Genomic DNA, 20,819 nt, shown 5'->3' on the forward strand with positions numbered 1-20,819 from the left:
CATTTTTTATCTAAAAAAGAAGGGAATCATTTCCCTTCTCTATCTTCTGGTCGAATTTGAATCCTTTTGATATTTGTTGCAAGATTGGTTTCTTCATCTATATGAACAATCGCTCCACAGAATATCGCAGGACCTTCTGCAATCTTGAATTTTGTTTTTTCATCTGTTGTAAAACGAGTGAGAATTTCATCCACATCTCGCCCTAACACACTGGTATAGGCACCACACATTCCCAAATCAGTCATAGCCGCAGTTCCATCAATGATTCTTTCATCTGCAGTCTGTACATGTGTATGTGTTCCTACCACAGCTGCTGCCCTACCGGCAACCGCATAAGTAAATGCGATTTTTTCACTTGTAGCCTCAGCATGTAAATCAACTAGATAAATATCTGCATCGATTTCATGAAACACATCCTCCATACAAAAGAATGGTGAATCTACAACATTGTTCATCCAAATCTCCCCGCAAAGATTGGTGATTGCAACACGCTTTCCTTTAACTTTGATCACAATCGTGCTTTCCCCATAGTCACAAGGCTCCATATTGGCTGGACGAACCATACGATCCGCTTCTTCGATAAAGGAATAAATATCATTTTTCGAAAAGGTATGATTCCCCATCGTCAAGACATCTATACCATATCCTAGAAGCTGATGATAGATCTTTCTTGTGATCCCTTTTCCATGTGCTGCATTCTCTCCATTTGCAACTACAAGGTCTATTTCATAGGTCTTCTTTAAATCAGGCAGTAATTCTCTAACGGCTTCACGCCCACTGGCGCCTACGATATCGCCGATAAACAAGACATTCATAACTATTTTGCTAATTCACAAGATCTAGTTTCACGAATGACGGTAACCTTGATCTGCCCAGGATAGGTAAGCTCTGCTTCAATTTTATCCCTGATGTCTCTTGCTAATTTATGACAAGCAAGATCATCTAATTTGTCAGGAACGACCATGACACGTACTTCTCTACCGGCTTGAATAGCATAGCTAGAATCAACACCATCGAAAGATTTCGTGATCTTCTCTAATTCTTCCAAACGGTTAATGTAATTTTGTAAAGCTTCATAACGAGCACCAGGACGAGCAGCGCTCAATGTATCTGCCGCAATCACAAGGTTACTGATCAAGCAAGTCGGTTCTACTTCACCATGATGAGATTGAATGGCATTTAATACGACATCCTTTTCTCCATGTTTCTTACAGAATTTATAACCAAGCTCAATGTGGCTTCCTTCTACTTCAAAATCCATTGCTTTTCCGATATCATGTAATAAACCAGCACGTTTTGCAAGTTGCTGATTTAATCCTAGCTCAGCTGCCATCATACCTGTCAAATGAGCAACTTCCATGCTATGTTGAAGAGCATTCTGACCATAAGAATAACGATATTTTAAACGTCCGATCATTCTTACGATTTCACGATCAATTTTGCCAATACCTAATTTGAATACAGTATCTTCTCCTGTTTTCATGATATTAGCATCCATTTCACGTTTGATCTTATTCACTACTTCTTCAATACGACCAGGTTGGATTCTTCCATCCTTGATCAAATGCTCAAGTGCAAGGCGTGCAACCTCTCGTCGAATCGGATCAAAACAGCTAACTGTGATCGTTTCAGGTGTATCATCTATGATCAAATCAACACCAGTTGCTTGTTCGATTGCTTTGATATTTCTACCCTCACGACCGATAATTCTACCCTTCATTTCTTCACTAGGAAGAGCAACTACGGAAACAGTACGATCCACTGCCTCATCATTGCTTAAACGTTGAATGCTCAACGCCACAATATTTTTTGCTTTTTCATCGGCTGTAGCCTTAGCTTCTTCTTCTTTTTCCTTGATATAGGAAACTAATTCTTTTTCCATTCTCTTTTCTGTAATAGAGAACAGTTCTTCCTTTGCTTCCGCCGTCGTCATAGCGGCTACTCGCTCCAGCTCTTGAACCTGTACATCAATCTTTGCTTGTAATTCTTTATCTTTTTTATCTAGCATTGCCATTTTATCAGCTAATTGCGCATTTTTTACATCAATCTGTTTTTCCTTGCTTGTCAAAGTTTCATCACGGAAATTCAGATTATCTTCTCTTCGTAACAGTTTATTTTCCATATCTGTTACTTCCTGTTTTCTTTCTTTGATTTCTTTTTCTGCTGCAATTTTCAACTCATGTGCTTGTGTACGACCATCTAACACTGCTTGCTTCACAGTAGAATCAGCCTTTGATTCTGCTTCTTTCAGTATTAGATTAGCCTTTTGCTGATCTTTATTTAAACCCGCTTTGGAAATAATAATCATAATGACGATTCCTATAGCGAGACCTGCCAACCCAGACAAAAAGATGACTATGCCATTTTCCATAACATATCTCCTCCATTTATCTCGTGTTTTTTTGGAAAGCGATATGCTTTCCATACACTATTGTACCTAAAAAAAAGAATTTTCACAACTAAAAGTGAATATTTTTACAAACATTCTCAAAATTATAAAAGCGGTTCCATACCTTTATCATGAAAAACCAAAAGAAGAAGGCATTAAGAACCTTCTTCTTTCACAATAGGATTTTTCTTTTCTTTCAATTTCTCTGCTAGCTCAGCCATCAGTTCAGGATGTTCCTTTAAATGGTTCTTTGCTGCCTCTTTACCTTGCCCGATTTTCTCTCCATTATAGGAAAACCAAGCCCCACTTTTCATCACAATGTCATAATCCACACAGAAATCAAGTAATTCCGCAACATAGGAAATACCTTCCCCGTACATGATTTCAATGGCTGCTGTTTTGAATGGAGGTGCAACCTTATTTTTCACAACTTTCACATTAACTTTATTACCGATAATGTCAGTCCCATTTTTGATAGCTTCGCTTCTTCTGATATCCAAACGAACAGAAGAATAAAATTTTAATGCTCTTCCTCCTGGTGTCGTTTCCGGATTACCGAACATGATACCTACTTTTTCACGCAACTGGTTGATAAAAATAGCTGTACATTCGCTACGGTTCATGACACCACTTAGTTTACGCATCGCTTTAGACATCAAACGAGCCTGTAACCCTACTTGGGAATCACCCATTTCTCCATCCAATTCTGCTTGTGGTACTAAGGCTGCCACAGAATCCACAACAACTAGATCAATGGCACCGCTTTTAATCAACATTTCAGTAATATCAAGTGCTTGTTCTCCACTATCTGGTTGTGAAAGAATCAAATCATCGATATTGACACCCAAATTTTTTGCATAGATAGGATCAATTGCATTTTCTGCATCGATAAACGCCGCTCTTCCACCTTTTTTTTGTACTTCCGCAATTGCATGAAGGGCAAGCGTCGTCTTACCACTAGATTCAGGCCCATAGATTTCTATGATCCTTCCCTTTGGATAACCGCCGATTCCCAATGCTTCATCAATTTTCAAAGAGCCACTACTGATTGCATCGATATCTACTGCAGCTCGATCGCCCAAACGCATGATGCTTCCTTTTCCATAAGCCTTTTCGATTGATTTGATTGCATCATTTAACGCAGCATCATTTTTTTTCTCTGCTGCTTCTTCACTTGCTGTTTTCTTCTTTTCATCCATAATTTCTACCGTCATACAATCCTTTCTATTTTATTATGATAACAGGTTCTTAATTTTTTCACACATCAAACGCACTGCATCCATTCGAACCTCGTTACGATCTGCTTCTATCTGAAATCGATATCCATACACATTTTGTTTGTATGCAATTGCACAATAAACCTCACCAGCAGGCTTTCCTTCCATTGAGGATGGCCCAGCATTGCCGGTAAAGCTCACGCAAACATCTACATCCAATAGTGTTTGCGCTTTTTTTGCCATTTCCTCGGCACACTCCATACTAATAACTCCATAACGTGCAACGATTTCAGAATCTACATGTACAACATCTGTTTTGATAGAGGTTGCATATGTCACAATTCCACCCTTTAACACCGCACTTGCTCCAGAAACAGAAGCAAGGCTTGCACAAAACAAGCCTGCTGTGAAGCTTTCGCAGCTTCCTATTGTCAATTGTTTTTCTTTCAATAATGCAATCAACTCTTGCATATCACATCGTCTCCATAATGATGCCTTTTAGTTCCATAAAATATTTTAGGCCACTTACCACTGATGCAAGGGTTGCTCCCCATACCAAAATATCAGTAAGTGGAATATGGAAAAATGCAAAAGGTACATTTTGCAATAACAAAAAGATGATTGCAAACATTTGTAACACTGTCTTCAGTTTTCCAGCCATTCCGGCAGCTACAACAACACCTGATTTACTTGCATTCATACGTAAACCGTCCACGATGGTATCTCTCCATATCATAATGATGACAGGCACAACGCTCACAACACCATGTACCGCAAAAAGGATAAACATCGTATTTACCAAAAGCTTATCTGCTATGGGATCGATGAATTTACCAAAGGAAGTAACCAAATTTCTTTTTCTTGCGATATTACCATCAAGGAAATCAGTAAAAGAGGCAATTGCAAATAACGCTAATACGATCAAATCCATAGGATTCAAAATAACCTCTATCTGTTGAAACGTTAAAACGATACCATCCATTTCTACAGGCAACAGATATAGAACGGCAATGACTGGGACCAAAATAATTCTAAATAGCGATAACTTATTAGGTGAATTCATATTCATTTACCCGAATGTGAAAACCAGAGTATAAGAACCACCAGATGTTGCTATGGTATCATCCATTTTTACACTCTTATCATTCACTTTGATATTGATATCATAAATATAGCCAAAATACAGTTCTACCTTTGTCCCTTTTTTCGCTTTCACCACTGCATTGATCGGAGCAGAATCTTTTCCACCATAGTATACCTTTGCTTCAGGATCGGTCAATACCTTTCCATCAACGGTAACACTATATGCGGAATTAGACCCGATCATTTGAGTAGCGAATGTAAATTCATCCCCCTCATTGTAATCAGTGATCGTGTAATTGGTCACATCATTTTTGGTGATGACGGCTTCTTTCTTTTCTTCCGGTTTTTCCTCTTCATCATCCGTTGTAGGATATGTATTATCACCGTTTCCTGTTTGCTGTTGTGCAACAGGTGGCTTTGTTACATCGCCATCGCCACTATTTTTATTTGAATTCAGATAAAACACAAAGGCTAGCATTAAAACGATTGCTACCACACCAACAACAGCAATCAAAGATACCAAAGAAAAATCCGGCTTTTTAAGTGGCTTCTTTTTCTTATGTATTTTTCTTCTATCATCATTTGTTTTGGACACCTTGCTCAATTCGGTATTGGAAATATGTTTTTCCATTTCTTCATGTTGCATTGCCATTGTGTTCGTGAATGTCATGGTATAGTCATCCACACATTCTCTTAAATCATTTTTGATATCTTCAAAATCTATTCCTACTGCTTCACAATAGGATTTCACAAAAAAACGCAGATAGGACAAATCATCTTTGAAAAAGGAAATATCTCCTTCCTCTAATGCTTTAATATGCTTTGTAGTCAATCTGGTTTTCTCACTGATCTGTTCTACCGTCAGACCAAGCTCTAATCTTTTTTCTTTTAATAATCTTCCGATGTTTTCCATAGAGCACCTCTTTTTTTATTCTGTATTACTATGACCTGATTTGCTAATCTTTATTATTGTAGCATTCATTTTTTAATATGTAAATCTTATCTTCTTAAAAAAAACTTAAGTTTTTTTCAAAAAAAGCTGTCTTGCGACAGCTTTATTCGTTCATATCATAAGCCATGTTCTGTAGCCTTATCAAAGGTGACAGTCATTTATCTACATGATTACTCATGTTCCTTTCTGAATTTCATTTCATCCAGATAGAATTCCCCTACCAAATTTGGGTTTCTCGCTTGCGGGGTTTACCCGTTCCACCTTCAACATTTCTGATGAAGCTCGTCTCTGTGGCACTTTTAAAGAAGTCCGCCATAGCATAGGCCTTAGGCATTCTTCAGCCGTCAGTTTACACTGCCTGGATTTATTTTTTCATCCAGCACAAACACTACGACCGTCTCAGGATCGTGCGAGCATGGACTTTCCTCTAACCAAAAGGTCAGCGACTGTCTCAATGAACGTTTTATTATTTTTTGAAAACTGCGTTTTCCAAACGGGTCAGACGTTTTAGAATGTCCACATTACTTCCACTCAGCACAGTACTCTCACTTGCCAATTCCTGTTTCCCTTCTAACTCAATGATTTTAGCCTTTAACGTGTTGATCTGTTTTTCATATTCCTGAAGACGATCTCCAAGCTCCTGTATCATCTCATCATATTCCTGATAATCCGCAATGACAAGATCAAGAAATTCATCTACTTCTACAGAAGAATATCCTTTGAAATCCACATTGAACTGTTTATCCAGAACATTTTGTACAGTTAAGTTAAACCTTTTTTCCATCCGTCTCACCTTCCAATCATTAGTTTCTCAAAAAAAAGCAAAAAAAGCAAGAAGAATTTCGAATTTATATAAAATCCAGTTATAGATTTTCGTCATTTTTTCTTTTTGAATACAATTCTTACGGTATTCTTAAATTCATGTGATTTTCGTTTATCTATGGAAATGCAATAAAAAATTGTATATAATAGAAGATGGTGATAGTGTTGATAGGATATCCGAATAAAAAAAATCATGTGAAACAAACAACTGTTAAGGACTGTCATACAGGTAGAGGTATGAGCCTGGAAAAAGATTTAAATGATGCCAATACCTATTATGAACAGATTGGTCGTGCACTGATTCATAAAAAGCCAACACCGATACAAGTGGTGAAGGTGGAATATCCTGCACGAAGTGCCGCTAAAATCTGTGAGGCTTATTATAAAACACCGAGTACTACAGACTACAATGGCATCTATCGTGGAAAGCCGATCGATTTTGAGGCAAAAGAAACAAAGTCAAAAACGTCTTTCCCATTCAAAAGTATTCATGAGCACCAGATAGAACACCTTCGAAAAGTGCTTTATCATCATGGAATTGGCTTTTTTATCATCAGATTCACCAGCTTTCAGAAAACATACTTGATCGATGCTGATGTTATGATACAAATGTGGGATGATGGAAAAAAATCAATTTCCTATGAGCTAGTACAGGAAAACGGATCTTTGGTCAGTGAGGGACTCACACCAAGATTACGTTACCTTGATAACGTGGATGCTCTATACTTCAAAGAGGAGGAATCGTATGGAAAAGAATCCTAATAACAAAACGAAACAAGTAAAAGAAAAGAAAAAGACGAAATCTAAAGGTAAAGTTCTAAATCGCATCATCATTGTATTTTTAGCACTTGTACTGATTGGTGGTATTACCGTATTCGGTATACTTGCTAAAGTCGTTGGCTCTGTCGATACCAAAGATCTGTCATCCAAAATCGTAAGTAAGGAGCCTACAGAGGTTTATGGTGTACGAAATGGAGAACCTGCACTGATGGGTGAGCTCGGTGGAGAGAGTCGTGAAAATGTCACGTATGATCAAATTCCTCAAGTAACCATTGACGCCTTTTTGGCAATTGAAGATTCTCGTTTCTTCTCTCATAATGGATTTGATATGCCTCGTTTCATATCCAGCGCATTAAATAACTTAAAAAATGCTGACTTATCACAAGGTGGTTCTACATTGACCATGCAGGCTATTGATAATTACATCATGAAGCCACAAGAAGAAAAAGACAACAAAAACGGTATTTATTACAGCAGTTTTGAAAAAATAGAAAATAAGATCAAAGAGATTTATCAAAGTATGGTGCTTGAAAAAGATATGAATAAAGAAGACATCATCACAGCTTATTTAAATCAAATCAACTTTGGACAGCATGCACGAGGAATTCAAAAAGGTGCTGAATACTATTTTGGGAAAAATGTAGAAGAATTGAATTTAAGTGAAAGTGCATTCCTTGCCGGTGTGATCAATGCACCTAATGCATATAACCCTTATAATGGTGTTGTCAATAAGTCTAACGAGGATGGTACTACGACAACGATCAATTATTATAAGGCTGCGACAACACGTAGAGATGACACCCTATATCAAATGTACAATCATGGTTACATCACAGAGGAAGAATATAAATTAGCAAAATCCACAAAATTGGCGTTCCAACTTGATGGAACCGGTAGTGATGCTTCCGATAATGCAAATACCGCAATTATGTTCCAAGTTGCTGATGAGGTTCATGCGATTACTGGTGAAGATCCTACGACAACTCCGATGAAAGTTTATACATCTATCGACTTAGATGCACAAGAACAAGCGACAAAGCTTTGCTCAGGAGAAGGACTTTCTTTGTTGGACAATAAGTATTATCAGTTTGGATTTACACTTATGAACAATCAAACAGGTGAAATCGTTGCCATAGGTCCAGGCTTAAATGTAGATTATTCTACAGGAGATTGGATCAATCAGGCGACAGAACCACATCAACCTGGTTCTAGTATCAAACCTGTCATCGACTATGCCTTGACTTTTGATACATTGGGTTGGTCAACAGCACATACTTTGAAGGATGAAGCCATCGATATGGGTGGTATTACCTTACAAAACTCTGATGGAAAATATCGAGGCGATGTTTCTATGGAACAAGCTGTTACAGAATCTTTGAATCCTCCTGCAATCAAATCCCTTAAAGCCGTAATTGAAAAAAGCGGTGTAGGAACTGTTGTAGATTATTTAAAGAGCTCTGGTTTTAGCAGTAATACCATAAACGAAAATGATTTCAATCTTGGTTATGGTATCGGTGGTTCTGGAATGCAAGCCAGTACGACTGAAATGGCTGCTGCTTATGCGGTTTTCGCTAATGGTGGGAATTATATAGAACCACACATGGTCACAAAGATTGCTTATAAAAATGGTGACAAAACGTTTGAGAAAAAATATGAAAAAACAAAAGTTTTATCAGAGCAGGCCGCCTATATGATGAGTGATTTATTAAATAAAGCAGTTAGCGGAAAATATAGCGTGCAAGGTGCCTTCCTTCGTGATTTGATGGATTCTTCTTATACCGTGTATGGTAAGACAGGAACGACCAACTGGGGCGCAAACCCATATGGCTATGATGAAATGGCGATGAAAGATAACTGGATGATTGGTTATACCAGTCAATATGTCATTGCGACATGGACCGGTTTTGACACCGGAAATGGCGGTGCTGAAAGCGGAACAGCCTATATGACATATGATGATTTATTAAATACTCGAACAACAGGACGCATCAATCATGCAATGCTTGCTTCTGTATCCCAAGGAACTGGTGCAATTCAAAGACCAAGTGGCATTACTGATGTCACGGTCATGAAAGGTGTTTATCCTTATAAGAGTGCTCCTAGTGGTGCTAAGGATGCGATCACTGGTTTGATTAAATCTGAATATGCAAAGGATATTGGTACAGCAACCATTACTCCTCCAAGTACATTAACAACATTTACAGCTGAAAAAGCAAATGTGAATGGTACGGACATTACCTTTACCTTTGGGGCTTATCCTGGTGATAAAGATAGTGATATGATCAAAATGTTTGGTGAAATTGTATATCGAGTTACCATCAAAGTAGATGGAAGTGTCGTTAAAAACGAAACTTATACTTCACCAAGCGGAACCATTACACAAGCTATTCCAGAAGGAAAAACAGGCACTGTATGTGGCTTCTATCAATACAAAAATTCTGATGAAGCGAAGGCGAAATCAAATGAAATCTGTGTGGATATCAGCTCTGCGGCATCTGTAAATAAAGATGCATTAAATGCACAGATCCAAACAGCTACTTCATTGGTAAATACGGATTACACACCTGAAAGTTGGGCAGCAATGCAAAGCGCATTGGCAACAGCGAATACCATACAATTCAAGAGCAATGCAACACAATCAGAAATAGATTCCGCTGCTTCTGCTTTGGATACTGCCATTAAGGCATTGGTAAAAGCCGAAGCCACACCACCTTCTACAGAAGATACCCCAACACCTTAATGATAAAAAAACCGTAAGATTTTGATCGATCTTGCGGTTTCTTTATTTATTTAAATGATTTAGACTTGTATGCCTCAACTTTATTTTTTTTACAAAAGTCTTGAAATGGACATTGTTCACATTGAGGATTTCTTGCCATACAATGGTAACGACCAAAGAAAATAAACAAATGATGTGCTCGATTCCAGCGTTCCCTCTTGATCTTACGCTTTAATTTTTGTTCAACGACTTCCACACTATCTTGAGGTTTCGCAAGCCCTAGACGCTTGCTAATGCGTTCTACATGGGTATCTACCGCAATGCTGGGAATATCAAAACAAACACTACGAACCACATTCGCTGTTTTCCTACCTACTCCGGCAAGACTTGTTAGATCCTTCATACTGCTAGGAACTATCCCCCCAAAGTTTTCCATTAAAGACTTGCTTAGATTCTGTATCGAACGTGCTTTATTACGATATAAACCGATACGTTTGATCTTTTCTTCAATATCATGGATATCTGCTTCGGCCATGGCCTGAGGCGTTGGAAATGCTTCAAATAATGCAGGAGTTACTTTATTCACAGAAACATCAGTGGTTTGTGCTGATAAAACAACCGCAACCAATAATTCAAATGCATTTCTATGAATCAGCTCGCACTCTGCATTGGGAAACATTTCTTCTAGAATATCTAAAATTTCATCTGTTGTCATCATCGTTTCCCTTCTTCATAATCTTCAGGTGTCAAATCACGTTTTTTCCATTCGATTAAAATACGTTCGATATAATCAAAGCTTTTTTTATCATAAGTTAGAGCTTCTCGCAAGGCATATACGATTAATTTTTGATGATATATCTCGCTCCACTGTGCCAATCTTACCATCTCCATCTGTGATAATGGTCTTCCAAATTCAGTTTCAAATTGATCAAACATAGAGATATCAAATGATACGGCTTTTTCTTGATTACCCTCAAATACCCCATCGATCTCAAACATGACCTTTCCATCTCTTAATTCTAAATTCAAAAAACCTTTTGCGCTAAGACGAGATAATAAATCATCGATTTCATCATCTGTCTTTTTTAATTTTGCGGCTAACACTTGATGAGAGACACCGATTTGATATTCGTTCATAAAATCAATCAACAACAATATTAAGGTTTCATCACTATTGATACTTAATTCATTTAAATGATCTAGTATCCAATTTCTTCGATCGATAAATTTTTCTTTATACCATGCATTCGCCATTATTTCACATCCTTATCTAGATAATAAACTGTCTTAAATGTATCATAATCCAGCAACAATTCACAGTCATCTGACTGAATTACATAAACAGGATTATTATAACCATAACCTAAAGATACTTCAACATCTTCAAACCCATATAAAGCTTTCGCTTCTTGCCTTGCCTTTTCCAATTGTAAGCTTGATTTTTCTTTCGAAACGATCGGCTTTGCTTCCTCATTAAACCATACGATGGTATCCTCATCTTCTCCTATATAAACGATGTAATGGAAGACATGTCTTTTGATGTTGTCAATATCCTTATAATCCTTTTGAATTGCGGATATCTGTTGTTGAACCTTTGCTTCATACTTTTCTGATGGTCCGCTGATAAATAATGCAATCTCAATCATGATGACGAAAAACAATACTATGATGAGTATCGCAGTAACTGCAATAGATTTCCCATTAATTTTCATGAAAGTCCTCCTTCACGTATGCCTTTATTATACACAATTTTTTTCTTTTTGTCTTTAACTCCTACTTATCTGATATATAAATAAGAACTGAAAGATTTACCTCCTTCAGTTCTTATTTATCTCTTTAAGTAATAAAAAAGCCATAACATTCTTTGTATTTATCATATTGATGCAGTGCTTCTGAAAGGAGCACGGGAAAATCGCTTCGTTCCAACAATTCACGATCAACATTTTGAACATAATATATCAAACTACCATCTTCATCCACAAACATGATAGAATAGCTTTTGATTTCTGTTTGATCATCATAAAAGATCGTATCCAAAGTATGAAAGGAAGCTACCATTTCTTCAACATTGGGATCATCCATAACCTTCGTTACATCCATACTAAGTATCTTAATCTGATCCATGTTTCTATTATGATAAAAGTCATCTTTACTTTTTTCATCAATATCATCAAGATACATGGTATCTCCACAATAATCAAATTCAATTTTACAGGTTTCCAAATGTTCTTTGTCAATTTTTAGAAATTGTTCAAAGTTAAAGTCTTTCCAAGCTGTGGTTCCTTTTAAAAACTCTTCTTCATAATTATCATAAATGGCACCATCATATGCCTGCATTACTTCAAAGTAAAGACGTGGTTGATTACGATAAACACATTGCATGGTATAGCTTTTTTCTTTAACGCTATATACGGCTTCTCCTACATCAAATTGAGATTCATATCCCGGATAGGTCGTTTGTAAATAGTTGATTAATTTTGTTTCTGCATTTTGTTTATCGAGAGGACGCCCTTTGATATCAATGATGATCCATATGACATTCACTACCAAAAAGATCAGAATCACAATTCCTAACAAATACTTCACAGATAACTTTTTCTTCATGTGTACTCCTTTCTGGCAGACTACACGAAAAAATGCGAATTACCATTTTCGCATGAATTCAAAACAAAATTGTGCGCTTCTCTCACTCGCATGTTTTGCATATTCTATAAAATCCATATGTGAGTCTTTATGACATGCAACATCGGATAGTGATCTTAATATCACAAATGGAATATGATAATGCGTACATACCTGCGCAATCGCACCGGCTTCCATTTCCGCACACATTGCTTCGGGAAATTTCTGCATAAGCTGTTTTAGCTTTTCTTCGCCGGCTATAAATTGATCCCCACTTGCTACCAACCCTTGATGTACCTTAACTTTGAGTCCTTCTAACACTTCTTTACATACTTGCAACAATGCTACATCAGCATCAAAATACATACCGATACCTTCATCACCATCAACCGCACTCGTATCGAAATCATGTTGGACCACTCGTTCGCTTAAAACAGCATCTAAGATTTGTTCCTCCGGTTTTAATCCACCGGCTGTCCCGATATTGATGATGGCCTCCAAAGCATAATGTTCATTCAAAATCGTAGTAGACATTGCTGCATTTCCTTTGCCTACTCCACTTTTCATAATAATGACGTTTTGTTTTGCTAAAGTTCCTTCATAAAACGTAATTCCGTGGATTTCTTTTTTGATGACTTCAGCTTGTTGTATGATGGCTTCCACTTCCAAATCCATTGCCGCAATGATTCCTATCATATGTTCCCCTTTCTACAAATGAAAAATTGTTTTTCACCTTCACATACTCCTGCTTGTGTAAAATCAGTAAAAATATCTACTTGAAAACCAAGTCGTTCTAATCGCTTTTTTATATCCATAGGATCATATACACGTTGGATATGCTGTTCCAAAGTTACTCTTCCTGCTTCATCATAAAATGCAAAATTTTGATAAACACGATCCTCAACAGCATAAATGGTCCATTGATATTCATGACCCATGATTTTTCCTGCTTCGTTATATTCTTCTTCAAACTCGTCTAATCGATCCATTGAATGCATATCCATGATAAACACTCCTTGCTTCGATAAATGCGTATACACGCCTTTTAACATCTGATCAACTTGTGCATCATTCAACAAATAATTAAAACTGTCACAAAGGCATAAGATACCATCATAGATATCCTGATCTTGAATATCGCTCATATCCATCACAGACCAACGAATCAGCTCACTACCTGCTTTTTTCTTCGCTTCCTTAATCATATCTTCACTGATATCACTTGCCGATACTTCATATCCTTGTTTCGCAAGTGCGATGGTGATTTCACCACTCCCACAAGCAAGCTCCATCACCTTTCCTTTTGGAAGGTAGGTATGGATCAAAGAAACCCATGAGCTTGTTGCTTCATCATCTTTCACTAAGGCATCATAATATTTCGCTAATGCTTGATACATCATAAGGAAAAATCCTTACAAGGAAGATCCGCATATAATTTTTCTAATTGAAAATGTTGACGTTCTTCATCCAAGAAAACATGAACGATGACAGTATGCAAGTCAACCAGCATCCATCTACTATCCTTATCTCCTTCTATGCTTCTCACAGAAAAGCCATGCTCCTTCACACGATCCGCAACATTATCCGCAATCGCATAAACCTGTCGTAGATTATTAGCGCTCGTAATGATCACATGATCAATGAATGGATTCAAAGAACTAAATTCATAGATGACAGGACGTTCTCCTTTTTTTTCATCAATTGCTTTTTTTATCACATCTAATAAGGTATTCATTTACGATATACTCCCTTCTTCTTTTAAATATTCCATTTGTTGTTGTTTTACCACTTCATATCCTTTGATCAAATTTTGTTTACTTAATAAAATCTCTTTTGACGAATCATATCCTCTGGAAGGATCCAATTTATCTGCGATAAACAAAATACGTTCATAATCGTTTTGATTTCTTCCTTTGACATGATGATAAATACTATTTAGGATATCTTGATCTTTGATATACAAGGTATGTTTTGCATAGTATGCCCCAAGATAGCCATGCCAAATCGGTGCTGCTTCCTTTAAGAAAGCCGGTAAATGATGTTTCATCCAAATGCGTTGTTTCTCTATTGGCATCTGTTTACAAACATCATGGACCAATCCCGCTGTATAGGCTTTTTTCTCATCTAAACCATGTGCTCTTGCCAGTTCTTCACATAACTTGGCTACGGATAAAGAGTGTTGATAACGCTTTTCGCTCATTTGCGAAGCGACGATTTCTTCAAAGTATAGACCATGAGCACCCATATAAATTCTAACCGTTTGTGGTAATTGATAAAGTTGTTTACCTTGTCGTATTTGAGACGAGCTCACTTGAATGAAAGGCATCTCAACTCGCTGAAAATCTGTGTCTAATATGATATCTTCTATTCTTGAAAAAACATAAAAACGAACTTCTTTTTTTAATCTTTCATGTTCCTTCCATTGTGAAAACTGCTTCGCTTGATCATCGCCGATCAACCAACAAAAGGTATCTCTCGGAAAGCGTTTTTTTAATTCTCTGACAGTATCTATGGTATAAGAAACAGTAGCTCGTTCGCCCTCTAAAGTACAAAGCTTCATATGACGAAAAGGAGCAATTGCCAATGCGATCATATGACAGCGATCTTCAAAAGAGGCACTCTGTCGATGTTTTAATGGCGCATCCTTTGTAGGCATGAACCATACTTCATCAATGGATAGTTTTTTCAATGCTGTTTTGGCAATTTGTAAATGCCCTTGATGGATAGGATCAAAGCTTCCTCCTAACACCGCAATTCTCATGTTCACATCCCCAATTTATTCTTTTTACTTTTACGATATAGGATAAAGGTTCTTCCTATCACCTGTACAACATCGCTATGAGTTTGGGCACTTAATTCTATCGCAGCTTCATTAGCGGATAATGCACATGTCTTTAATAAATTGATCTTTACCAACTCATGTGCCTCTAAAGAATCATTTACAGTCTTGATCATATTTTCGCTAATGGCATCCTTCCCGATTTGAAACAATGCTTTTCTTGTTTGTGCCAATCCTCTTAATTCACTTTTTTGTTTTCCTGTTAACATTAAATCATCGCCTTTCTGAAAGTCACACTGCTTTCTTTTGGTACATATACCTTCACATGTTCTACATTTCCACTAATACAAAACCAACCTAATCCATGAATCACGATATCCGTTTTCTCTTGGATATGATCCAAACCAAAGGTTTTCATTTCTGTATAATTATCACACATTGCCGGTGAGAGCAATTCATTGATATGCTCGCTCCACAATTGGTTTGCCTTTTCCTGTTTGCTTCTATGAATCTTTAAACGATCAGAGAAATAACAAACACAACTTACCGATGTACAACCTATGATATCCAAGCGAACCAAACCTCCTACGGATAGTGTTTGATTCTCATATAACTGATAATTTCTTGCCTTTAAAGGTTTCAATGGTATGATGGTTTTTAACAATCGATCATCTACATGCGTCAAGATACTATCCATACGTGTAATACCCGGTGTATCATAAATGGTATATCCATCCATTTCGAGTTCATTAAAATCAAGTGTCGTTCCCGGATGACGAGATACGGTCAATGTTTGATGGTCACACAATGCATTCAACAATGTGCTCTTCCCTGCATTTGCAGTTCCCATAACTATCACATCTCTGTTTTTACGATAATGATCAATTGCATATTGTACTTCTTCAATAGAAGCATTATCGTCTCTTTTCGCATGTTGTGCCAAATCACCGCAAATCACGATTCCCGAAACAACAATACCTTCTTGTTTCAATCGAGACATAATGAAATTACATAACTTCTCATTTCCTACGCTGATCGGTAATAGATCTCGTTTGGTCGCAACCATCACGATATCTTTCCCCATTAAATGGCGATTCAATCCATGAATGAGGTTTGCTTCAAAGTCAAATAGATCAACCACCCATAAGATTAAAGCATCCATCTCTGCTATTTTTCTTAATACAGCATCACCATCTACACCCTGTTTCATGCTGATCATAACATCATCATAATGTGTGATACGAAAACATCTTTGACAATAATCTGCCTCTTCTTTCGGTGTATAACCAATGGCGTTTTTATCCATTGTCTGTAGGATTGCCCCACAGCCTTTACATTTCTTATTCATCATAAACTCCTTTCGTTAGACGTTGTTTCTTTTCCAGTCTGGCAAATACAATCGCTTCCAATTTACGATTCATTTTTGTACAAGCAAGATCCCTGGTTACGACCGGAGCCGTAAGAATCGTATGTAATCCAACAACATTTGCCCCTAAAACATCGGTCATCAGCTGATCTCCAAGCACAGCAATCTGACTTTTCTTTATCTTATAGTGTTTCATCATCTTCCAATAGGTCAATGGTAATGGTTTCATCGCAAACGAATAATAGGGATACCCCAATTCTTTCGCAAAGGTATTCACACGTTCCTCTACATTATTGGAAATAAAAACAATTTGAATACCCGCTTGCGCTATGGAAGTTAAAAACATACGCACTTCCTCATTAGGTAGCGCTTCATCATGAGCCACCAACGTATTATCAATATCACAAATCAATAATTTGATGCCATGTTCAAGCAAATACTGTGGTCTTAATGCATTAAATCTATGTATATAATAATCGGGGGTAAATAATCCTAGCATATGCATAACTCCTTTAAAAACATCATCATTAGTTTATCATATTTTTTCTAAATTGAATAGAAAAAGTATTCATTGTCATAACCATCAAAAAAGCTGATCTCTCAGCTTTTACTTTGTTTTTCTAACTCACTTGTTCGTATTCTTTCGATATGCAGTGCTAAATAGCCAATCTCTACATCACTGACTTCTTTTTTTAATGCTTTAGATAAATCTTTACCAATTTGTTTTGCGGTATCATAAGCATACGGGAATTTTTCAGAAATAAACTCATTTACATCGACTTGAAGCTTTTCACCAGTCTGCAATCGCCACAACAGAAATTTCATATGATTCATCAATCGAATATAAGACATAGAATTCATATCAATGTTGATATGAAAATCTTTTTCTACCTGTTCAATGCTTTCCTTTATGATAATTGCCGCTTGCATCGATTCACTTACCTTTTCACTGCTCAATGCAGAATGAACATGTAACGTAATATATCCGATTTCATCTTCACTGATTTCTACGCCACATGCTTCCTTAATGATTTTTTTACCTTCTAAGGCAACCTCATACTCATCATGGAATAGTAAGTTGATTTCATTGGCGAAGGGATTGGAAATCACCAAATTTTGTTTCATTCGTTCTAAGGAAAACGCGATGTGGTCTGCAAGTGGCAACAAAATATTCGTATCGACCTTTTCAAAACGCTTGGAAGCGATATGAAGGATCTTTGCGGAAATTTCAATGAACACAGGATCAACACTGTCGATGATTTCCATAGCATCGCCTTTGTCATTGCTTTTAGAAAAGCGAAATACGTCCATCCAATCTTCATAGATAAAGGTTTCCATAGGCTTGCGATGAAAGCCGATTCCCTTTCCGACAAAGATGATCTGTTCCTGATGGCTGTCCGTCACCAGAACACTATTATTATTTAAGACTCTTTGTATCTGATACATAAGACACCCCTTTCAGATTACCTTTTTATTGTATCATGAATTAACAAAATTCCAAAAACATTTCACCGGTTTTTTTCGATCCCAAGTGTTTTTTTATTGTTAATCCATCAGGAAGTGTTGTCACAATGACCATCATTGCCTCACTTGGCGCATGCGACTTGATAAAATCCAAATCTGCGTGCCATAATAGCTCCCCTGTTTTGACATTGCTTCCTTGCTTAACCAGCACCTCAAATCCTTCTCCATTTAAATTAACCGTGTCTATACCAAAATGCATGAGCACTTCCACACCGTTTTCTAATTTTAAACCAAGAGCATGCTTGGTAGGAAATACCATGGTAACCTCTGCATCACATGGCGCATAAATATCACCATGTTTTGGTATTACCATAACACCATCACCCATCATTTTTTGAGAAAACACTTCATCTTTGGCTTCCGTGATATCCTTGACTTCTCCCAAGCAGATACCTTGAAGCTCTATGACTTTATTCTTTTTACGAAACAATCCCATATTCTTAATCTCCTATCTTACATCTGTATTCAACAGCATATCATGTCCCACGCATAACACCAAACGTCTTGCCTTTACACTTTCTATCAAAGTATAAAGGATATCCAAAGGAACCAAGAACATGATGAAGGAAAACTTCATAACACATTCCCTTAAGAAGCTTTGAAACCATGTACGCTTCTTCCCGTTGATATTGACCACACGTAGATGAAACAACGCCTTACCAATCGTTTGTCCATCCTGTTTCGTTGGTAGATAAATGAATAGAAAGAAGATGGTAAGTAATGCACACAATAGCATATAATTTGCTTTTGATGCCATTTCTGGATCCATCAAGAATACCTTGTAGGAAAACAGAAAGAGATTGCATAAGACAACGGCGATGACAAGATCAATGAGATAAGCGCACATGCGTTTCATATATAGCTTCATAATATCCTCCTATTGTTTAGATAGATAATCTTCTAAATCTGATTTAATGACAGTAACTCTAGGCCCATAAATAACCTGAATACCATTTCCTTTTTTGATCACTCCTGCAGCACCACTTGCTTTTAAGACATCTTCTTTTACCAGAGATGCATCTACGACCGTGGTACGAAGACGTGTTGCACAACAATCTACATCACTAATGTTTTCTTTTCCGCCTAGACCTTCTGCGATCATTGCGGAAACACTATCTTGTGTAGGTTTGTTTTCAATTGCTTCATTGGTTTCTTTTTTCGCATTTACATCAGCTCTTGTATATAGTTTCGTTTCTTCACTATCTTCTTCTCTACCTGGTGTTTTCAAATTCAATTTTTTGATCAAAAAGCTAAATAAGAAGTAATATACGATAAAGTAACCAATACCGACCAATACGATCATGATCCAATTTGTTTTTGCATTGCCCTGTAGAATACCAAACAAGAACATATCGATCAAGCCACCGGAGAAGGTCATACCTACACCGACATTCAATATATGCATCAACATGTAAGCAAGTCCTGCGAACACACAATGGATGATATAAAGCAGAGGTGCAACAAACAGGAAGGTAAATTCAATTGGTTCTGTGATACCGGTTAACATACTTGTCAATGCTGCGGAAATCAATAATCCACCTACGATTTTGCGTTTTTCAGGTTTCGCACAACGATACATTGCAAGAGCAGCTCCTGGAAGTCCAAAGATCATCAATGGGAATTTTCCTGACATAAAGCGGGTTGCTTCTACGCTAAATCTTACTGTATTTGGATCAGCTAATTGTGCAAAGAAGATATTTTGTGCACCTTCGATAGTTTTTCCAGCTACCATCATGGTACCACCGACACCTGTTTGCCAGAAAGGTAGATAGAATACATGATGTAAACCAAATGGGATCAATGCACGTTCCATCACTCCATAAATGAAGGTACCGAAGTATCCGGATCCTCTTACGACATCACCGATGGCATAAATTCCTTCTTGAATAAATGGCCAGATGTAGAACATTGCGATACCTACGAATAGATATACAATAGCAGTTATGATTGGTACAAATCTTGTTCCTCCGAAGAAGCTCAATACTTGTGGTAACTTGATCTTATAAAATTTATTGTGTAATGCCGCAACACCAAGACCTACGATGATACCACCAAACACACCCATTTGAAGTGATGTGATACCAACGACAGAAGTAACTGATCCATTTGGAAGGGTTGCTGCTGCACCAGTAATATCCAGCATAGCGCCAATGGCAGTATGCATGATGAAGAACCCTATGGCACCGGCAAGAGCCGCTACTTCTTTTTCTTTCTTAGCCATACCAATGGCAACCCCCATCGCAAAGATGATCGGTAGATTGGCAAATACAATATCACCTGCGCTACTCATAACCTTTAAAATCGCATATAAGAAGGTACCCTCACCAAGAATCGCTTGTAAATGATATGCCTCTACCATCGTGGCATTTGTGAAGGAACCACCAATTCCTAAGAATAATCCAGCAACCGGAAGAATGGCGATTGGTAACATGAAGCTACGTCCTACTCGCTGTAGAACTCCAAAAATTTTGTCTTTCATTTGTTTTTTCTCCTTTTCTATCGGTAAAACTGACGGGTGCCTTCGTTGAACGCGCGCTATTCAACAACAAAAAAGGCACTAACCTTG

At 37.3% G+C, this 20,819-nt stretch carries 24 protein-coding genes and 1 other RNA gene; 2 read left to right on the top strand and 23 right to left on the bottom strand.

The features are described from left to right. Positions 1–26: 26 nt before the first annotated feature. The 8 genes from UGRO018_RS04775 to UGRO018_RS04810 form a co-directional block, all read right to left on the bottom strand. A complete protein-coding gene (locus tag UGRO018_RS04775; protein WP_416325317.1) occupies positions 27–815 on the bottom strand; it encodes a TIGR00282 family metallophosphoesterase in 789 nt (262 codons plus the stop codon). A gap of 2 nt (positions 816–817) precedes the next feature. Then, positions 818–2,371 carry a ribonuclease Y gene (gene rny / locus UGRO018_RS04780; RefSeq protein WP_416325318.1) on the bottom strand — a complete coding sequence of 518 codons (1,554 nt, stop codon included), beginning with the start codon at positions 2,369–2,371 and terminating at the stop codon, positions 818–820. Between the two features lie 173 nt (positions 2,372–2,544). Then, positions 2,545–3,588, bottom strand: a complete 1,044-nt coding sequence (gene recA / locus UGRO018_RS04785) for a recombinase RecA (protein ID WP_416325385.1) — start codon at positions 3,586–3,588, stop codon at positions 2,545–2,547. A 33-nt stretch (positions 3,589–3,621) separates the two neighbouring features. Beyond that, a complete protein-coding gene (locus UGRO018_RS04790; RefSeq protein ID WP_416325319.1) occupies positions 3,622–4,077 on the bottom strand; it encodes a CinA family protein in 456 nt (151 codons plus the stop codon). Position 4,078: 1 nt separating this feature from the next. Continuing rightward, complete coding sequence (gene pgsA / locus UGRO018_RS04795) at positions 4,079–4,669, bottom strand: CDP-diacylglycerol--glycerol-3-phosphate 3-phosphatidyltransferase (protein ID WP_416325320.1); 591 nt, start codon at positions 4,667–4,669, stop codon at positions 4,079–4,081. A 6-nt stretch (positions 4,670–4,675) separates the two neighbouring features. Next, the gene (locus UGRO018_RS04800; protein ID WP_416325321.1) at positions 4,676–5,602 is read right to left on the bottom strand and encodes a helix-turn-helix domain-containing protein; all 927 of its coding nucleotides are present in this window, start codon (positions 5,600–5,602) and stop codon (positions 4,676–4,678) included. Positions 5,603–5,755: 153 nt separating this feature from the next. Next, positions 5,756–6,099, bottom strand: an RNA gene (rnpB, locus tag UGRO018_RS04805) — RNase P RNA component class B. A gap of 8 nt (positions 6,100–6,107) precedes the next feature. Then, positions 6,108–6,425, bottom strand: coding sequence for a DivIVA domain-containing protein (locus UGRO018_RS04810; RefSeq protein WP_416325322.1), 318 nt, complete (start codon positions 6,423–6,425; stop codon positions 6,108–6,110). A 191-nt stretch (positions 6,426–6,616) separates the two neighbouring features. On the opposite strand from UGRO018_RS04810, the gene recU reads away from it, so the two are divergent. Both recU and UGRO018_RS04820 read left to right on the top strand, forming a co-directional pair. Then, positions 6,617–7,225, top strand: a complete 609-nt coding sequence (recU, locus tag UGRO018_RS04815; RefSeq protein ID WP_416325323.1) for a Holliday junction resolvase RecU — start codon at positions 6,617–6,619, stop codon at positions 7,223–7,225. Then, the gene (locus UGRO018_RS04820) at positions 7,209–9,983 is read left to right on the top strand and encodes a transglycosylase domain-containing protein (protein ID WP_416325324.1); all 2,775 of its coding nucleotides are present in this window, start codon (positions 7,209–7,211) and stop codon (positions 9,981–9,983) included. The genes recU and UGRO018_RS04820 overlap by 17 nt, the downstream gene beginning before the upstream one ends. Positions 9,984–10,029: 46 nt before the next feature. On the opposite strand, the gene nth is transcribed toward UGRO018_RS04820, so the two are convergent. The 15 genes from nth to UGRO018_RS04895 form a co-directional block, all read right to left on the bottom strand. Next, positions 10,030–10,677 carry an endonuclease III gene (nth, locus tag UGRO018_RS04825; protein ID WP_416325386.1) on the bottom strand — a complete coding sequence of 216 codons (648 nt, stop codon included), beginning with the start codon at positions 10,675–10,677 and terminating at the stop codon, positions 10,030–10,032. Continuing rightward, entirely contained in the window at positions 10,677–11,216 is a 540-nt protein-coding gene (locus tag UGRO018_RS04830) for a DnaD domain-containing protein (RefSeq protein ID WP_416325325.1), read from the bottom strand. The genes nth and UGRO018_RS04830 overlap by 1 nt, the downstream gene beginning before the upstream one ends. Next, positions 11,216–11,674 carry a hypothetical protein gene (locus tag UGRO018_RS04835; RefSeq protein ID WP_416325326.1) on the bottom strand — a complete coding sequence of 153 codons (459 nt, stop codon included), beginning with the start codon at positions 11,672–11,674 and terminating at the stop codon, positions 11,216–11,218. Before UGRO018_RS04835 ends, UGRO018_RS04830 begins: the two co-directional genes overlap by 1 nt. Positions 11,675–11,798: 124 nt before the next feature. Continuing rightward, the gene (locus UGRO018_RS04840; RefSeq protein WP_416325327.1) at positions 11,799–12,566 is read right to left on the bottom strand and encodes a YfjL-like protein; all 768 of its coding nucleotides are present in this window, start codon (positions 12,564–12,566) and stop codon (positions 11,799–11,801) included. A gap of 39 nt (positions 12,567–12,605) precedes the next feature. Further along, on the bottom strand, positions 12,606–13,280 hold the full coding sequence (locus UGRO018_RS04845) for a 5'-methylthioadenosine/adenosylhomocysteine nucleosidase (protein WP_416325328.1): 675 nt from the start codon (positions 13,278–13,280) through the stop codon (positions 12,606–12,608). Then, the gene (locus UGRO018_RS04850) at positions 13,277–13,984 is read right to left on the bottom strand and encodes a class I SAM-dependent DNA methyltransferase (protein WP_416325329.1); all 708 of its coding nucleotides are present in this window, start codon (positions 13,982–13,984) and stop codon (positions 13,277–13,279) included. The genes UGRO018_RS04845 and UGRO018_RS04850 overlap by 4 nt, the downstream gene beginning before the upstream one ends. Further along, positions 13,981–14,319 (bottom strand): ribosome silencing factor, encoded by a 339-nt coding sequence (gene rsfS / locus UGRO018_RS04855; protein ID WP_416325330.1) that lies wholly within the window; start codon positions 14,317–14,319, stop codon positions 13,981–13,983. Before rsfS ends, UGRO018_RS04850 begins: the two co-directional genes overlap by 4 nt. Next, on the bottom strand, positions 14,320–15,345 hold the full coding sequence (gene nadD, locus UGRO018_RS04860) for a nicotinate (nicotinamide) nucleotide adenylyltransferase (protein ID WP_416325331.1): 1,026 nt from the start codon (positions 15,343–15,345) through the stop codon (positions 14,320–14,322). Between the two features lie 2 nt (positions 15,346–15,347). Further along, positions 15,348–15,632, bottom strand: a complete 285-nt coding sequence (gene yhbY / locus UGRO018_RS04865) for a ribosome assembly RNA-binding protein YhbY (protein ID WP_416325332.1) — start codon at positions 15,630–15,632, stop codon at positions 15,348–15,350. Then, entirely contained in the window at positions 15,632–16,711 is a 1,080-nt protein-coding gene (gene yqeH, locus UGRO018_RS04870; RefSeq protein ID WP_463667552.1) for a ribosome biogenesis GTPase YqeH, read from the bottom strand. Before yqeH ends, yhbY begins: the two co-directional genes overlap by 1 nt. Further along, on the bottom strand, positions 16,704–17,228 hold the full coding sequence (locus tag UGRO018_RS04875) for a YqeG family HAD IIIA-type phosphatase (protein WP_416325334.1): 525 nt from the start codon (positions 17,226–17,228) through the stop codon (positions 16,704–16,706). The genes yqeH and UGRO018_RS04875 overlap by 8 nt, the downstream gene beginning before the upstream one ends. A 101-nt stretch (positions 17,229–17,329) precedes the next feature. Beyond that, the gene (locus UGRO018_RS04880; protein WP_416325335.1) at positions 17,330–18,175 is read right to left on the bottom strand and encodes a PRD domain-containing protein; all 846 of its coding nucleotides are present in this window, start codon (positions 18,173–18,175) and stop codon (positions 17,330–17,332) included. Between the two features lie 40 nt (positions 18,176–18,215). Next, positions 18,216–18,689 carry a PTS sugar transporter subunit IIA gene (locus UGRO018_RS04885; RefSeq protein ID WP_416325336.1) on the bottom strand — a complete coding sequence of 158 codons (474 nt, stop codon included), beginning with the start codon at positions 18,687–18,689 and terminating at the stop codon, positions 18,216–18,218. A 12-nt stretch (positions 18,690–18,701) separates the two neighbouring features. Next, positions 18,702–19,121: an RDD family protein gene (locus UGRO018_RS04890; RefSeq protein WP_416325337.1), complete on the bottom strand. Its 420-nt coding sequence runs from the start codon at positions 19,119–19,121 to the stop codon at positions 18,702–18,704. Between the two features lie 9 nt (positions 19,122–19,130). Beyond that, complete coding sequence (locus UGRO018_RS04895; protein WP_416325338.1) at positions 19,131–20,732, bottom strand: maltose/glucose-specific PTS transporter subunit IIC; 1,602 nt, start codon at positions 20,730–20,732, stop codon at positions 19,131–19,133. Positions 20,733–20,819 lie beyond the last annotated feature (87 nt).

Origin of the sequence: Hoskinsella mucinilytica, assembly GCF_045223415.1 — a bacterium.
Classification (GTDB): domain Bacteria; phylum Bacillota_I; class Bacilli_A; order Erysipelotrichales; family Erysipelotrichaceae; genus Hoskinsella; species Hoskinsella mucinilytica.

Bases quoted from the DNA above. Each gene is read 5' to 3' on its own strand.
- UGRO018_RS04775 (WP_416325317.1), bottom strand. From the start codon at position 815: ATGAATGTCTTGTTTATCGGCGATATCGTAGGCGCCAGTGGGCGTGAA.
- rny (WP_416325318.1), bottom strand. From the start codon at position 2,371: ATGGAAAATGGCATAGTCATCTTTTTGTCTGGGTTGGCAGGTCTCGCT.
- recA (WP_416325385.1), bottom strand. From the start codon at position 3,588: ATGGATGAAAAGAAGAAAACAGCAAGTGAAGAAGCAGCAGAGAAAAAA.
- UGRO018_RS04790 (WP_416325319.1), bottom strand. From the start codon at position 4,077: ATGCAAGAGTTGATTGCATTATTGAAAGAAAAACAATTGACAATAGGA.
- pgsA (WP_416325320.1), bottom strand. From the start codon at position 4,669: ATGAATTCACCTAATAAGTTATCGCTATTTAGAATTATTTTGGTCCCA.
- UGRO018_RS04800 (WP_416325321.1), bottom strand. From the start codon at position 5,602: ATGGAAAACATCGGAAGATTATTAAAAGAAAAAAGATTAGAGCTTGGT.
- UGRO018_RS04810 (WP_416325322.1), bottom strand. From the start codon at position 6,425: ATGGAAAAAAGGTTTAACTTAACTGTACAAAATGTTCTGGATAAACAG.
- recU (WP_416325323.1), top strand. From the start codon at position 6,617: ATGGTGATAGTGTTGATAGGATATCCGAATAAAAAAAATCATGTGAAA.
- UGRO018_RS04820 (WP_416325324.1), top strand. From the start codon at position 7,209: ATGGAAAAGAATCCTAATAACAAAACGAAACAAGTAAAAGAAAAGAAA.
- nth (WP_416325386.1), bottom strand. From the start codon at position 10,677: ATGACAACAGATGAAATTTTAGATATTCTAGAAGAAATGTTTCCCAAT.
- UGRO018_RS04830 (WP_416325325.1), bottom strand. From the start codon at position 11,216: ATGGCGAATGCATGGTATAAAGAAAAATTTATCGATCGAAGAAATTGG.
- UGRO018_RS04835 (WP_416325326.1), bottom strand. From the start codon at position 11,674: ATGAAAATTAATGGGAAATCTATTGCAGTTACTGCGATACTCATCATA.
- UGRO018_RS04840 (WP_416325327.1), bottom strand. From the start codon at position 12,566: ATGAAGAAAAAGTTATCTGTGAAGTATTTGTTAGGAATTGTGATTCTG.
- UGRO018_RS04845 (WP_416325328.1), bottom strand. From the start codon at position 13,280: ATGATAGGAATCATTGCGGCAATGGATTTGGAAGTGGAAGCCATCATA.
- UGRO018_RS04850 (WP_416325329.1), bottom strand. From the start codon at position 13,984: ATGATGTATCAAGCATTAGCGAAATATTATGATGCCTTAGTGAAAGAT.
- rsfS (WP_416325330.1), bottom strand. From the start codon at position 14,319: ATGAATACCTTATTAGATGTGATAAAAAAAGCAATTGATGAAAAAAAA.
- nadD (WP_416325331.1), bottom strand. From the start codon at position 15,345: ATGAGAATTGCGGTGTTAGGAGGAAGCTTTGATCCTATCCATCAAGGG.
- yhbY (WP_416325332.1), bottom strand. From the start codon at position 15,632: ATGTTAACAGGAAAACAAAAAAGTGAATTAAGAGGATTGGCACAAACA.
- yqeH (WP_463667552.1), bottom strand. From the start codon at position 16,711: ATGAATAAGAAATGTAAAGGCTGTGGGGCAATCCTACAGACAATGGAT.
- UGRO018_RS04875 (WP_416325334.1), bottom strand. From the start codon at position 17,228: ATGCTAGGATTATTTACCCCCGATTATTATATACATAGATTTAATGCA.
- UGRO018_RS04880 (WP_416325335.1), bottom strand. From the start codon at position 18,175: ATGTATCAGATACAAAGAGTCTTAAATAATAATAGTGTTCTGGTGACG.
- UGRO018_RS04885 (WP_416325336.1), bottom strand. From the start codon at position 18,689: ATGGGATTGTTTCGTAAAAAGAATAAAGTCATAGAGCTTCAAGGTATC.
- UGRO018_RS04890 (WP_416325337.1), bottom strand. From the start codon at position 19,121: ATGAAGCTATATATGAAACGCATGTGCGCTTATCTCATTGATCTTGTC.
- UGRO018_RS04895 (WP_416325338.1), bottom strand. From the start codon at position 20,732: ATGAAAGACAAAATTTTTGGAGTTCTACAGCGAGTAGGACGTAGCTTC.